This window comes from Photobacterium sp. GJ3 (assembly GCF_018199995.1).
GTDB lineage: Bacteria > Pseudomonadota > Gammaproteobacteria > Enterobacterales > Vibrionaceae > Photobacterium.
The window spans coordinates 3,031,381-3,045,383 of record NZ_CP073578.1 but is presented as its reverse complement, the minus strand read 5'-3'; the positions used below and the strand labels follow the sequence as shown (position 1 = coordinate 3,045,383).

General features: G+C 47.8%; 9 protein-coding genes and 1 riboswitch. Of the genes, 3 read left to right on the top strand and 6 right to left on the bottom strand.

From position 1 onward, the window contains the following. Window positions 1-182 precede the first annotated feature (182 nt). Window positions 183-3,854, top strand: coding sequence for a methionine synthase (gene metH / locus KDD30_RS14035; RefSeq protein WP_211646397.1), 3,672 nt, complete (start codon window positions 183-185; stop codon window positions 3,852-3,854). Between the two features lie 96 nt (window positions 3,855-3,950). Here metH and KDD30_RS14030 read toward each other — a convergent pair whose 3' ends face one another. The 5 genes from KDD30_RS14030 to dctP are packed head-to-tail and all read right to left on the bottom strand — an operon-like array spanning window position 3,951 to window position 9,141. Then, a complete protein-coding gene (locus tag KDD30_RS14030; RefSeq protein ID WP_211646396.1) occupies window positions 3,951-4,850 on the bottom strand; it encodes a hydroxymethylglutaryl-CoA lyase in 900 nt (299 codons plus the stop codon). A gap of 43 nt (window positions 4,851-4,893) precedes the next feature. Beyond that, entirely contained in the window at window positions 4,894-6,159 is a 1,266-nt protein-coding gene (locus KDD30_RS14025; RefSeq protein ID WP_211646395.1) for a hydroxymethylglutaryl-CoA reductase, degradative, read from the bottom strand. 18 nt (window positions 6,160-6,177) lie between these two features. Then, complete coding sequence (locus tag KDD30_RS14020; protein ID WP_211646394.1) at window positions 6,178-7,500, bottom strand: TRAP transporter large permease subunit; 1,323 nt, start codon at window positions 7,498-7,500, stop codon at window positions 6,178-6,180. Further along, the gene (locus tag KDD30_RS14015; protein WP_211646393.1) at window positions 7,497-8,009 is read right to left on the bottom strand and encodes a TRAP transporter small permease subunit; all 513 of its coding nucleotides are present in this window, start codon (window positions 8,007-8,009) and stop codon (window positions 7,497-7,499) included. Before KDD30_RS14015 ends, KDD30_RS14020 begins: the two co-directional genes overlap by 4 nt. A 58-nt stretch (window positions 8,010-8,067) precedes the next feature. Beyond that, window positions 8,068-9,141: a TRAP transporter substrate-binding protein DctP gene (gene dctP / locus KDD30_RS14010; RefSeq protein WP_211646392.1), complete on the bottom strand. Its 1,074-nt coding sequence runs from the start codon at window positions 9,139-9,141 to the stop codon at window positions 8,068-8,070. Window positions 9,142-9,419: 278 nt separating this feature from the next. On the opposite strand from dctP, the gene KDD30_RS14005 reads away from it, so the two are divergent. Next, window positions 9,420-10,817 (top strand): PLP-dependent aminotransferase family protein, encoded by a 1,398-nt coding sequence (locus KDD30_RS14005; protein ID WP_211646391.1) that lies wholly within the window; start codon window positions 9,420-9,422, stop codon window positions 10,815-10,817. A 100-nt stretch (window positions 10,818-10,917) separates the two neighbouring features. Here KDD30_RS14005 and lysC read toward each other — a convergent pair whose 3' ends face one another. Further along, window positions 10,918-12,297, bottom strand: coding sequence for a lysine-sensitive aspartokinase 3 (lysC, locus tag KDD30_RS14000; protein ID WP_256449221.1), 1,380 nt, complete (start codon window positions 12,295-12,297; stop codon window positions 10,918-10,920). 102 nt (window positions 12,298-12,399) lie between these two features. Next, window positions 12,400-12,580, bottom strand: a riboswitch (Lysine riboswitch). Between the two features lie 249 nt (window positions 12,581-12,829). Here lysC and KDD30_RS13995 point away from each other — a divergent pair. Continuing rightward, window positions 12,830-13,957, top strand: a complete 1,128-nt coding sequence (locus tag KDD30_RS13995; RefSeq protein WP_211646390.1) for an alanine--glyoxylate aminotransferase family protein — start codon at window positions 12,830-12,832, stop codon at window positions 13,955-13,957. Window positions 13,958-14,003 lie beyond the last annotated feature (46 nt).

The following is a 14,003-nucleotide window of genomic DNA, read 5'->3' as shown; positions in this document are numbered from 1 at the left end:
TGAAAAAGTGTAACGCAAAAATTGTGACAAAATATAAATGCTCAAGCTCGTGATAGCCATAAAAACTTTGAGCTTATCCTTGAAGAATTAGTTTTCGCAAACGATGTATAGACGTCTAGATTTCCAATCAGGCTGTGATAGGATGTCAACAGCTGATAAGTTTAAGTGTAAGGAAGTAAGCAGTGTCGAAGGGAACGGATAGAATACAACAGCGGTTGAAAGAACAGATCCTGATCATCGATGGTGGCATGGGCACCATGATCCAAAGCTATAAGCTGGAAGAAGAGGATTATCGCGGGGAACGTTTTTCAGATTGGCACTCCGATCTGAAAGGCAATAATGACCTGCTGGTGCTGACGCAACCGCAACTGATTCGGGACATTCATGCGGCCTATCTGGAAGCCGGTGCCGATATCCTGGAGACCAATACTTTTAATGCCACCACCATTGCGATGGCCGACTATGACATGGAAAGTCTGAGTGCCGAGATTAATTTCGAAGCGGCCAGACTGGCGCGTCAGGTTGCGGATGAGTGGACGGCAAAAACACCGGATAAACCTCGTTTTGTGGCGGGTGTGCTCGGTCCGACCAACCGGACCTGCTCAATTTCGCCAGACGTCAATGACCCTAGCTTCCGCAATGTCACCTTTGATCAGTTAGTGACTGCTTACGCCGAATCTACCCGAGCCCTAATCCGGGGTGGTTCGGACCTCATCCTGATCGAGACGATATTCGACACGCTGAATGCCAAAGCCTGCGCATTTGCCGTAGATAGTGTCTTCGAAGAGCTTGGGCAAACCTTGCCAGTGATGATTTCCGGTACGATCACCGATGCATCTGGCCGGACACTGTCTGGCCAGACAACGGAAGCCTTTTATAACTCCCTGCGGCACGTGAAGCCGATCTCCTTTGGTCTGAACTGTGCACTGGGGCCGGATGAATTGCGACAGTATGTGGAGGAGTTGTCCCGGATCTCTGAGTGTGCCGTTTCAGCACACCCCAACGCTGGCCTGCCGAATGCATTTGGTGAATACGATCTTGAAGCCGCTGAGATGGCTGAGCATATCCGGGAGTGGGCTGAATCGGGCTTTCTCAATCTGGTTGGTGGCTGCTGTGGCACAACGCCGGAACATATCCGTGAAATGGCGCGGGTGACTGCAAACGTCAAACCCCGGCAACTTCCTGAACTGTCTGTGGCTTGCCGCTTATCAGGGCTGGAGCCACTGACGATAGAAAAAGAGACCTTGTTTGTGAACGTGGGTGAGCGGACCAATGTGACAGGTTCGGCTCGTTTTCGTCGTCTGATTAAAGAGGAATTGTACGACGAAGCACTGGAAGTTGCCCGTCAGCAGGTTGAAGCCGGCGCGCAGATCATCGACATCAATATGGATGAGGGCATGCTGGATGCGGAAGCAGCCATGGTGCGCTTTCTGAATTTGTGCGCCTCTGAGCCAGAGATTTCCCGTGTTCCGATCATGATCGACTCCTCGAAGTGGGAAATTCTGGAAGCCGGCCTGAAATGCGTGCAGGGCAAACCGATCGTCAACTCAATCTCACTCAAAGAAGGCAAAGAGAAGTTTGTTGAGCAGGCCAAACTGATCCGTCGTTATGGAGCGGCGGTGATTGTGATGGCTTTCGATGAAGTGGGTCAGGCGGATACCCGGGAGCGGAAGATAGAGATCTGTACCAATGCGTATCGCGTCCTGGTTGATGAGGTTGGCTTCCCGCCGGAAGATATTATCTTCGACCCAAATATCTTTGCAGTCGCGACCGGAATTGAGGAGCACAACAACTACGCGGTGGACTTCATTGAAGCGGTCGGCGACATCAAGCGGACGTTGCCGCATGCCATGGTCTCCGGGGGCGTGTCGAACGTGTCGTTCTCATTCCGTGGAAACGAGCCGGTTCGTGAAGCCATCCATGCTGTGTTCCTGTATCACTGCTTTAAGAATGGAATGGATATGGGCATCGTGAACGCCGGTCAGCTGGCGATTTACGATGATTTGCCGGAAGAGCTCCGGGTGGCTGTGGAAGATGTGGTGCTCAATCGACGAGATGATTCGACCGAGCGCCTGCTGGATCTGGCTGAAAAATACCGGGGCACCGGCGAAGCCGTTGAAGATAAAACTGCCGCAGAATGGCGAAGCTGGCCCGTCGAGAAGCGTCTGGCACATGCATTGGTGAAAGGGATCACTGAGTTCATTGTCGAAGATACGGAAGAAGCCCGCCAGAACGCCAGCAAACCGCTGGAAGTGATTGAAGGTCCGCTGATGGCGGGGATGAATGTGGTGGGTGATCTCTTCGGTGAAGGGAAAATGTTCCTGCCACAGGTGGTGAAATCCGCCCGCGTGATGAAGCAGGCAGTGGCTTATCTGGAACCTTATATCAATGCCGAGAAGCAATCCGGCAGCAGTAACGGAAAGATCCTGCTCGCGACGGTGAAAGGGGATGTTCATGATATCGGAAAGAATATTGTCGGTGTCGTTCTGCAATGTAATAACTTCGAAATCATTGATCTCGGCGTCATGGTTCCGTGCGACAAAATCCTGAAAGTTGCCCGTGAAGAGAATGTCGACATTATTGGTCTGTCTGGCCTGATCACGCCTTCTCTGGATGAGATGGTTCATGTGGCCAAAGAAATGGAGCGTCAGGGCTTTGAACTCCCGCTCCTGATTGGTGGTGCGACGACCTCAAAAGCGCACACTGCGGTGAAGATTGAGCAGAATTATCATGCGCCTGTGGTGTATGTTTCCAATGCATCCCGCGCCGTTGGCGTCTGTTCGGCGCTTCTGTCCGAGACGCAACGGCCGGCCTTCGTTGAGCGTCTGGATCAGGAATACGAGGTGGTCCGTGAGCAGCATGCCCGTAAGCGTCCGCGCAGCGCGCCCGTGAGTCTGGAAGTTGCCCGTGAAAACAAGGTGGCCATCGACTGGCAGGCGTATACGCCCCCAGTGCCAAAGCAACCGGGCATCCATGTTTTCAAAGATTTTGATATCGCAACCCTGCGCCGTTATATCGATTGGACGCCATTCTTCATGACCTGGTCGCTGAGTGGCAAGTATCCGACGATTCTGCGCCATGAGGTGGTGGGTCAGGAAGCACAGCGGTTATTTGATGATGCCAATCAGCTTCTGGACGAGATTGAGGCAACTGGCAGCATTAAGGCGAATGGAGTATGCGGTCTGTTTCCTGCCAACAACATTGGCGATGACGTTGAAGTGTATACCGATGAAACCCGGACAGAAGTGTTCACGACACTGCGCGGTCTGCGTCAGCAAACCGAAAAACCCAAAGGGCCGAATTACTGTCTGTCCGATTACATTGCGCCGAAGGACAGCGGTAAAGCCGACTGGATTGGTGCCTTTGCCGTAACCGGCGGAATTGGTGAGTATGAGATTGCCGAGCAGTTCAAGGCAAAGGGCGATGATTATAATGCCATCATGATTCAGGCGGTGGCTGATCGTCTGGCTGAAGCCTTTGCGGAATGCATGCACGAGCAGGTTCGTAAGGAAATTTGGGGCTATGCACCGGATGAAAACCTGGCCAATGACGATCTGATCCGTGAAAAGTATCAGGGGATTCGCCCGGCACCGGGGTATCCGGCTTGTCCTGAGCATACGGAGAAGGGCGAGATCTGGAAACTGCTGGATGCAGAAACCAATACGGGAATGAAGCTGACTGAAAGCTTTGCGATGTGGCCCGGGGCGGCTGTTTCAGGCTGGTATTTCTCTCATCCGGAATCCCGCTATTTTGCCGTGGCGCAGATTCAGCGCGATCAGATGCTGAGTTATGCGGCACGCAAAGGCTGGGATGAGGTAGAAGCCGAGAAATGGCTGGGGCCGAATTTAAACTAAGCAACATTAGGCTTGAGCATAAATGCATATGCTCAAGCCGCATTGAATACTTTTCATTAAAATTTCATGTAGAAGTAGTGTGGTAGATGGTTGTCATTAATTGATGAGCACTGCGGAACTCGTCTTTGAGGTTATATCTTTTTCTAATGTTTGGGCCAGCCAGTGTGTTACATAGATAAGCTGATTTAAGTCAACGCCAGTTTCTATCCCCATACCATTCAACATATAGATGACATCTTCTGTTGCAACATTCCCTGAAGCACCTTTTGCGTATGGGCAGCCACCAAGTCCAGCAACTGAACTATCGATGGTAGAAATACCTAGCTGAAGTACAGCGAATAAATTAGCGAGCGCCTGACCATAAGTGTCATGAAAATGTGCGGCTAAGTGTTCAACAGGTACACGTTCAGCAACAGCATGGACCATCTGTTGTGCTTTCAATGGGGTACCAGTACCTATGGTGTCTCCAAGTGAAATTTCATAGCACCCCATCTGGTAAAGCTTTTCGGCGACAGCAGCAACAGCTTCAGGGCGAATATCACCCTCGTAAGGACATCCTAAAACACAAGAGACGTAACCTCTGACGCGAATGCCTGAACTTTGAGCTGCTTTTATTACGGGTTTGAATCGTTTAAGACTCTCGCTGATGGAGCAGTTTATATTTTTTTGAGAGAAGCTTTCGGAGGCCGCGGTAAAAACTGCAATCTCTTGAACGCCGACACTTTGGGCTAATTCAAAACCTTTCATATTAGGAACAAGTACGGGATATGAAACGCCAGAGTGTTTCACGATAGCTTTGAAAACTGCTTGGCTATCGGCCATTTGGGGGACCCATCGAGGAGAAACGAAAGCCCCAGCTTCAATAACCGATAAACCTGTTTGGCTTAGGCGTTCAATGAAAGCTAACTTATTCTCAAGCGAAAGGATTTGAGATTCATGTTGCAGTCCATCACGTGGACCAACTTCAACGATTTTAACGTACTGAGGTACTGCCATAATCAACCTTTTATATGCTGTCAATACGAGTGTTTTTTTATGGCTATTGACGTAATGATGTTAAGATTTCTTCCGCAATGTCGACTCGAATTTTACCTTGAGCCACGAGTTGGGAAGCCACAGTCTCAATTTCATCACCAAGAGCGCCGGCCATGACTGCGATGTTTTTTGCATGCAATGCCATGTGGCCTTTTTGGATGCCTGTTGTCGCTAATGCTTTGAGTGCAGAAAAATTCTGAGCAAGACCAACAGCTGCAATGGTACGGGCCAGTTGCTCTGCTGTTTGGATATTCATGATCTCCAGTGCAATTGAAGCGGTTGGGTGAGAGCGTGTTGCACCGCCAATTAATCCAACGGCAAGAGGGATTTCAATTGATCCCGTGAGGTTACCGTCCCCATCAATTCCCCATTGAGTCAGAGAGCGATATTGGCCACTTCGAGCTGCGTATGCATGTGCACCCGCTTCAACAGCCCGTGTATCGTTGCCTGTTGCTAGCACGACTGCGCTCACGCCATTCATGATTCCTTTGTTATGTGTTGCGGCACGGTATGGATCTATATCAGCAAACTCAAAGGCAGACAGAATACCGTCCCGAACTTCGGCTCCCCCAATCTCTTCAAGCGACCAGGTCGCACGAGCCCGAGCTAAGCGACGGTCGGCTAAATTGGATAGAATACGTAAATAACATCGTCCTCCTGTCCACTGGGCAATATATGGTGCTACCGCTTCTGCCATGGAATTGACTGCGTTAGCTCCCATAGCATCGCGTGTATCAACAATTAAATGTGTGATGACCATTGATGATGCACGACTCGCTAAAGTTCTGACTTCAATATCGCGAAAGCCGCCGCCATGTTTTAATAAAACCGGGTCTGTTTCATCACAGATCATTTTGATCTCGTTTAGTCGCTCGAGGATCTGTAAACGGGCAAATGCCGGATTTGGCACATCGACCAGCTGGATTTGAGCAATCATTAATGAGCCCGAGGACGCGGTTGTGAATCCGCCCGTATTGCGGCATTGTCGGGCAGCATTACAGACAGCAGCGATGACAGAAGACTCTTCTGTTGCCATGGGAATCAAAATATCCAAACCATCAATGATCATGTTGGTGGCAATACCAAGCGGAATATTCATAGTGCCAATGACATTTTCTACCATCGAGTCAGCAGTGGCAGTGTTCAAGTTCCCCATATTTGCAAGATGCTCGATGCTTGACTGACTTAATGCTGTTGCTTCAGATAATTTGTGTAAGCGTTCCAGAGGGGAGAGCTTATGTAATCCAGGAAGACGTGATGTTGTTGTCATACTAATTATCTCCAGTGTTTAAGGGTGTGGTACACCTACGATTTGATTGGGTAGCCATGTCACGAGGTCGGGATATAAAACAAATAAAACTAATGCTGCAGCTTGTATGATAAGGAAAGGGATAATAGCTCGATAAACAGTTTCCATACGAATTTCTTTAGGTAAAACACCTTTAATATAAAAAAGTGTATAACCAAATGGTGGGGTTATATATGCCATTTGTGCGGTAATTAAAAACAGAACACCAAACCACAGCGGATCGAAATGAAGTGCTTTGATAATGGGTAAAAATACAGGTACGCAGAGTAGGATAATCCCAACTTCATCGAGAAATAAACCGAGAAAAATTAGAACGATCATCATTGAAAGTAAAATTATCCATCGATTGAACTCAAGGTTTTGAATAAATTGAAGTAAAGAATCGGCACCACCAGTGCCAGTGAATATTGAAACAAATATTTTGGCACCAATGGTGATCCACATGATCATGGTGGTCACTCGAAGTGTATCAAATGCTGCACCACGTAGATTTTTTAAATTGAGCTCACGTTGACAAGCGGAAGAAATTAGAGCACCAATCACGCCAACTGCAGCGGCTTCAGTGGGAGTGGCAATTCCAGCATAGATACTTCCTAAAACCGCAAAAACAATCAATGCAGGAAGTACTAATGAGCTCAGTGATTGAATCATCTGCTGAAAAGATACATGTACATCAGTTTCTCTTGGGGCCTTATTGGGATCTAGAATGGCTTGAATCATGATATAGGCCATATAGCCTAAGGACAGAACAAGCCCGGGAATAATACCGGCAGCAAACATTTTACCGACAGAAATTTGTGCTGTGGATGCATAGACAATCGTGATAATCGAAGGAGGGATCAAAATGCCCAACGTCCCACCGGCACAAATTGTCCCAAGAGCTAATTTGGGCTCATAACCCCTCTGCAGCATTGATGGCAGTGCAAGTATCCCCATGGCAGCTACGGCAGCACCAACAATACCTGTCATGGCTGCCATGATAGTGCAAATGACAACGGTTCCAATGGCTAATCCCCCGGGTAACCGACAAAACCATAACTCCATCGCCCGATATAATGATTCTATAATTCCTGAGCGTTGAAGTATGCTAGCCATCAATACATATAAAGGAATAGCAAGCAAAACATCGGAAGTCATAGCATCATAGGTTTGTAATACAGTAAGAACTAATGCATCCGATCCCCAAAGCGTGATAGTGAAAAAAACAGCTAAAGCCGATAATACAAACGCCAAAGGCATACCGCTTAAGAGTAGGATTAACAAACCTAAAAACATTAAAGATAGAACTAAAGTAGAACTCATACACAGTTCTCCTGTTTTCTTGAACGCTGCATTGCGGTAATGCTTTCTGCCAGTGCTTGTAAGAACAGAAGTAGAAAGGAGATAGGGATCAAAGCCTTTACAGGCCAAATGATTGGATTCCAGGTTGTGAAGGAACTTTCGTTACTACTGAAAGCATTGAGTGCAACAGGAAAACTTTGGTAAATAAAAATGACTGAAATCACTGCGATAATAAAATAGATCAGACAATCAAATATCCCAGCCAATCGAGGGGATAATTTACTGTAAATAATGTCGACATTGATATGGCTCGACGTATGTAAAAAATAAGGGCCAGCCAGCATGAAGTAGGGGCCAAAAATTAAAGAAGAAAGTTCCATCGCCCATGTTGTAGGAGCATGAAAGAAGTATCGTGAAACGACTTCAAAACTGATGATGGCAACCATAATGAAAACAAGCACAGAAACTGCGCCAGCCACCCAACGATTGATTGTCGTAATCAATTGGCAATAGCCTAGAAGAAAAGACATAGAAAAACCTCTTGAGAAATTGCCACTCATTATATCTTGAGTGGCAATGTAAGATGGGTTATTGAATTAGCCCAAGTTCTCTCATAAATTGAATTTGACTCTCTAAGGCTTTGTTGGCGAGCTCGTCGTCTCCAACTGCTTTACGCCATGCTTTCATCGCTGCGGGTCGTCCTTGATTGATAACCTCGGAGGATAAATGAATCACGTGAACGCCTTGCGCTTTGAATTTTTCTAATGCTACTGCATCCTGAGCCAAGATATGTTGTCTTAAAGAAGCGGAAATCTCACGTGCTGCAACTTCAAGTGCACTTTGATAAGATTCAGGCAGTTTGTCATAGGCAGCCTGATTGGCAACATAGCTGGTGGCTGTTGTGGGTTGGTGGAATCCAGGCACAATAACGTATTTTGCCACTTCACCTAGTCCAGCTTCATAATTAGCGGAAAGGTCGCCCCGATCAGCAAAGTCAATAATTCCCTTCTCTAAAGCCTGGTAGACTTCGGCTGTCGGTAAATTTGTTGTAGCAACACCAAGTTCACTCATAACTGTACTGGCCAGTCCTACAAAGCGTCCTTTTTTATTTTTTAAATCATCGATTGAATTGATTGGAAACTTGGAGTGAATGGGTTCCTGCCCGTAAACGGTTGGAGCAATATAAAAAAGACCAGCTTTAGCGTAGGCTTCACGAGCAATATTTATTCCACCTTTCTCATAAAACCAGGCTTCATATTGATCGGATTCAGGGAAGCCAAAGGGAATGGTACTCGTAAATGCCAAGGCAGGAATGGCGCCAGCTTTATAGCCGTCAAATGTCTTCATAAGCTGGAATGCTCCTGCCCGCACGGCTTCAAATGCTTGAGAGGAAGGCGCAAGCTGACCACCGGCGAACAATCGTATTGTAAATTTATTGTCAGTCAGTTGGGCGACTCTTGCCACAAATTTCTTTTCAAATTCATAGGGTGTGGTTCCGGCATCCCAAAGTGCTTGCATGCGCCAATTCACACTAGGCAGTTCATCTGCCATGGTAGATGAAGAAAAAAATACGCACGTTGAAATCATCGCAGTTGCAGCGATTGATTTAAGGGAATGACGACGTTTATTTGCTTTATCCATATAATTTTTTTGCACTTCCATGATGTTCTCCAACGTGATTGAGGTTGAGACCGGTTCTATTTCAGCAACTTATAGATATTTTATAGTATAGGGTTACGTTCACATGTAGATGTTGATTTCCTGCGTTATCAATGGAGCAGCCATTTGGCAAAAGTGCTGAGTAACAGCAAATGAGCATTCATATTTTTCAAATTATTTTTTGAAGTTAATGGAGTGGGTTAAAATAAACAAGGTACAGTCAATAGAATTGTACCTATTACTGTACCCATAAGAATTAAGGTACAATTCAAGGGGCGTTCATGAAATATAAACCAACCCGAGCACAGGAAATAAGTGAAATTTTTCGCCAGAAAATTGAAGAAGATCAGTGGACTGCGGGTTCTTGCTTACCTTCTATTCGGCGTGCAGCTCAAAGTTTCGGGGTTTCTAAAAACACAATCATTGATGCTTATGATCAATTGGTTGCAAGTGGTTATGTGATCCCTAGAAAAGGTTCTGGTTTTTATGTTCAAGCAGCGCACCGGCCTCACCTCGATACAAAAACAAAACATTTTACTGAAGCGGTTGATTTAATTTCATTACTCAGAGAACAGCTAGAACAATATTATGAAGTTCGCGCGGGAGATGGGCGTCTTCCACCAAGCTGGATGGATAATGTAGATATAAGACGTTATTTTAAACGTATTGTGCCAGATCATGAGTTGGGAGATGAGTTTGAATATGGAAATCCACAAGGGCTGCTTGGATTAAGAGAAGATATTTCACGGACTTTAATGGAACGTGCCATTAGTGCTCACCCAGATCAGGTGTTAATGACCTTTGGGGCAAATCATGCGTTGGACTTGATTGTGAGGCATTTTGTCAAGCCAGGAGAGCCTGTACTTGTTGAAACACCTGGATATTATCCCATGTTCGGCAAGTTGCGCTTACAAGGTGCTGAGTTGATCGGTATTCAACGGAGTCAACAAGGTCTGGATATTGAAGCGCTTACTCAAGCGTGCCGTGAACACAGGCCTCGTTTACTTTTTGTTCAACCGATTGCGCATAATCCGACTGGGACATCCATGTCATTACAGAACATGCATGCAGTATTGCGTGTAGCAGAGACATATAATTTGACGATTATTGAGGATGATCCATTTGGTGATATCCTTTCAAGAGCGATACCTCATCTGGCCTCACTCGATGCTCTCAATCGTGTGATTTATGTAGGTTCGTTTTCGAAAACATTATCAGCGAGCTTTCGATGTGGTTACATTGCTGCGAGTCGAACGCTTATCCATTCGTTGACCGATATAAAAATGTTAACTGTGGTGAATGGTTCAAGTTTTATTGAACGAATGATTCACGACATGATTATTCGAGGGCGATATCGACGCCATATGACAAGACTTCGGGATCGAGTGACGAAAGCCGGGGCTGAAGCTGTTTTAGCACTTCGTCGTATTGGGTTCGATAACATATACCCACCAACGGGCGGCTATTATATTTGGTGTCCACTGCCATCTGGTATAGATGGTGTAGTATTGGCGCGAAAAGCATCTGCTCAAGGTATATTTTTAGCCCCCAGTCATCTTTTTGAATTAAATCATACTGAAGGTTGCTCGGCACTTCGAATGAATATTGCACACGTACAAAATCCTAAATTACTTGAATTTCTTCAGTCTGAATTAAACAGTACAGATAAAAGTGTTTGAATTGATTAAGCGATGGCTATGAGTCGGGATGTGTTGTATTTGATTGCTCAATGAGCGGAGTAAAGACGCTGAAATCGACTTTACTCCGCAGTATGGATAATTACTCGAAGATCTTACGATGCAGATTCTGGGCAATCGGCAGCGCGTGCTCAGTTTTGACCAGGAAACACAGGTTGTGCGGGCTGGCGCCGTAGCAGATCATCCGCAGCTTATACTCTTCCAGTGTGTTGAACACCTTACTGACCGAACCGGCAGTCTGGCTCATGCGGTTCCCGATCAGAGAGATCAGGCACAGCTCCTGTTCAATCTCAACGCGGCACAGTTCGCTGAGCGCTGCATGAGCTCCCGGAGGAAGCGTTGGCGCGCCGCCGCCTGTGTCAGTCTGATCCATGGTCAGAGACACGCTGACTTCAGAAGTCGAAATCAGATCAACCGATACCTTGTGTTCAGCCAGAATCCGGAAGACCTCGGCCAGAAAGCCGTAGGCATGGAACATGTTCAGGCTGGTCAGGGTAATCAGGGTCTGGTTGTTGCGCAGTGCCAGCGCACGAAACAGGGGCGCATCACTCACTGTTTTACGGATCCAGGTGCCACCTTGTTCCGGGGCTTTCGATGAGCCGACAAAAACGGGGATCTGGCGACGAACGGCTGGGATCAGCGTCGATGGATGTAAGATCTTGGCACCAAAGTTTGCCATTTCAGAGGCTTCACTGAAGCTGATTTCTTTGATTGGCGTGGCTTTGGGGGCGATACGCGGGTCAGTCGTGTACATGCCCGGGACATCAGTCCAGATCTCCAGCGTACCTGCATCAATGGCTTCAGCCATCAGTGCGGCGCTGTAGTCACTGCCGCCACGCCCCAGCGTGGTTGTCCGGCCCAGCTCATCACTGCCGATAAAGCCTTGTGAGACCACAATTTGATTTTGCAGCAGTGGTAAAAGACTTTCTTCACTCAGCTGGCGAATCAACTCTGGTTCAGGGCTGGCTTTGCCAAACCGACTGTCCGTCCGCAGAACTTCACGAATATCGTAACGGACGGCATCCGCACCCATTTCGCACAGAATTTGTGTAAACAGATAGGTCGACAGCAGTTCGCCATTCGCAACCAGCTGATCGGTCAGCTCAGCTGATTTATGCTCAGCAGCCTTATCCGCCAGTGCTGCGACCTGATCCAGCAGCGCGTGGACGGCGCTTTCAATGGTTTCAGGTTGCTGTAAATCCGCCAAGACGTTCTGGTGAATGGCGCGCAGGCGCTCCATCAGGCTGGTGCGGTGTTCAGCATCGGCAACGCCGTTGGCTAATTCGACCAGAATATTGGTCACACCGGAACAGGCACTGATCAAAACCAGCTTGGTTGTTGGATTTTGAATGACAATCTTGGCACTACGGCTCATTGCAATGAAATCAGCCACACTCGTACCGCCAAATTTTGCGACAGTGATTTCAGCGTTCAACGCTGAAGAAGAAATTACAGGGCTCAATGTGATCTCCCACTTAACAAAGCGTAAACATGGGGCAAAATTTGGGGAATCTTTCCGACTTGATGTCAGAAGAGCCTATCGGCGAGACATGAAAAGACAGCTGCGACCAGAAGCTCTCCACCTGTGCTTGATGCTGCAGGTGACAGCCAGAAGGATTCAACCTTCAAAGCCGATACGGCAAGCCCCTGTCTTACCGTATCTCGGCGTTGCTCCCCCTCTCTATGGTGCTTTGGGGTGGGGCCCCGCCGCATAGATACCTGGATAACGCGCCTCTTCCGTTTTCACCTGAAAAAGAGATTTCAGGGTGAACAAAAATTGCCCTTATTGAATAGGAGCCGGGGGCTTTGTCAATGCCTGAATGCATTTTTCTGTGTCTGGATTGTTACAGACTTTGCATAAATTTCTTCGCTCGGTTTCTGTCCGGACGCATTCTGGTATGCTCCATGGGGATAGCGCCAAAACACTATCGTTGCCAATCACTTTGAATGCGTTGATAAAAAAGGATTACTGCGCATTTTGATGGAGAAACCTCATGACAGTTCAGAGTTTTTACCCGCCACAACGCACCCTGATGGGACCCGGCCCGTCGGATATTTATCCTCAGGTCTTACAGGCGCTCAGCCGTCCGACACTGGGCCATCTTGACCCATTGTTTGTCGGGATGATGGACGAGCTGAAACAATTACTTCAGTACGCATTTCAAACCACCAACCCGTTTACGATTGCCGTTTCGGCGCCGGGCAGCGCCGGGATGGAAGCCTGTTTCGTGAATCTGGTTGAGCCAGGAGATAAAGTCATTGTTTGCCGAAATGGCGTTTTTGGCGAGCGGATGCGTGAAAATGTTGTGCGTTGCGGCGGTGAAGCGGTGCTGGTGGATACAGACTGGGGCAAACCGGTTGATCCTGCTGCGGTCGAGGCGGCACTGAAAGCGCATCCGGATGCGAAAATTCTGGCATTTGTGCATGCGGAAACCTCAACCGGCGCACTCAGTGATGCTGAAACCTTGTCCAGGCTGGCGCGTGCGCACGATTGCCTGACAATTGTGGATGCAGTGACGTCACTGGGGGGCGTGCCGCTGAAAGTTGACGAATGGCAATTGGACGCAGTGTATTCCGGCAGCCAGAAATGTTTGTCTTGTGTGCCGGGTCTGTCGCCGCTGACCTTCTCACCACGTGCGATTGAAAAAATCCAGCAACGCAAAACGCCGATTCAGAGTTGGTTTCTGGATCAAAGCCTGGTGCTGGCGTACTGGAGTGGTGAAGGGAAACGCAGCTATCACCATACCGCACCGGTCAACAGCTTGTATGCACTGCACGAAGCGCTGGTTCGCTTGCAAAATGAAGGTCTGGAAAATGCCTGGCAACGTCATGCCGACATGCATCAGGCGCTGAAGGCAGGACTGGAAGCCATGGGCATTCGGTTTGTGGTGGATGAAGCGAGTCGCTTACCCCAGTTGAACGCGATCTATATTCCGGAGGGCGTCGATGATGGTTTAGTTCGTCAGACACTGCTGGAAAAATACAACCTTGAAATTGGCGCGGGTTTGGGAGCGCTTGCGGGTAAGGCGTGGCGTATTGGACTGATGGGCTATGGTGCCCGTCTCGAAAATATTGCGCTGTGTCTGAAAGCATTGGAAGACGTGTTGCAGCCAAAGCAGTAACAGCTTGCCTGTTAAACAACGGCTGCCTCGGCAGCCGTTTTCGTTA

Bases quoted from the DNA above. Each gene is read 5' to 3' on its own strand.
- KDD30_RS14030 (WP_211646396.1), bottom strand. From the start codon at position 4,850: ATGGCAGTACCTCAGTACGTTAAAATCGTTGAAGTTGGTCCACGTGAT.
- KDD30_RS14025 (WP_211646395.1), bottom strand. From the start codon at position 6,159: ATGACAACAACATCACGTCTTCCTGGATTACATAAGCTCTCCCCTCTG.
- KDD30_RS14020 (WP_211646394.1), bottom strand. From the start codon at position 7,500: ATGAGTTCTACTTTAGTTCTATCTTTAATGTTTTTAGGTTTGTTAATC.
- KDD30_RS14015 (WP_211646393.1), bottom strand. From the start codon at position 8,009: ATGTCTTTTCTTCTAGGCTATTGCCAATTGATTACGACAATCAATCGT.
- dctP (WP_211646392.1), bottom strand. From the start codon at position 9,141: ATGGAAGTGCAAAAAAATTATATGGATAAAGCAAATAAACGTCGTCAT.
- KDD30_RS14005 (WP_211646391.1), top strand. From the start codon at position 9,420: ATGAAATATAAACCAACCCGAGCACAGGAAATAAGTGAAATTTTTCGC.
- KDD30_RS13995 (WP_211646390.1), top strand. From the start codon at position 12,830: ATGACAGTTCAGAGTTTTTACCCGCCACAACGCACCCTGATGGGACCC.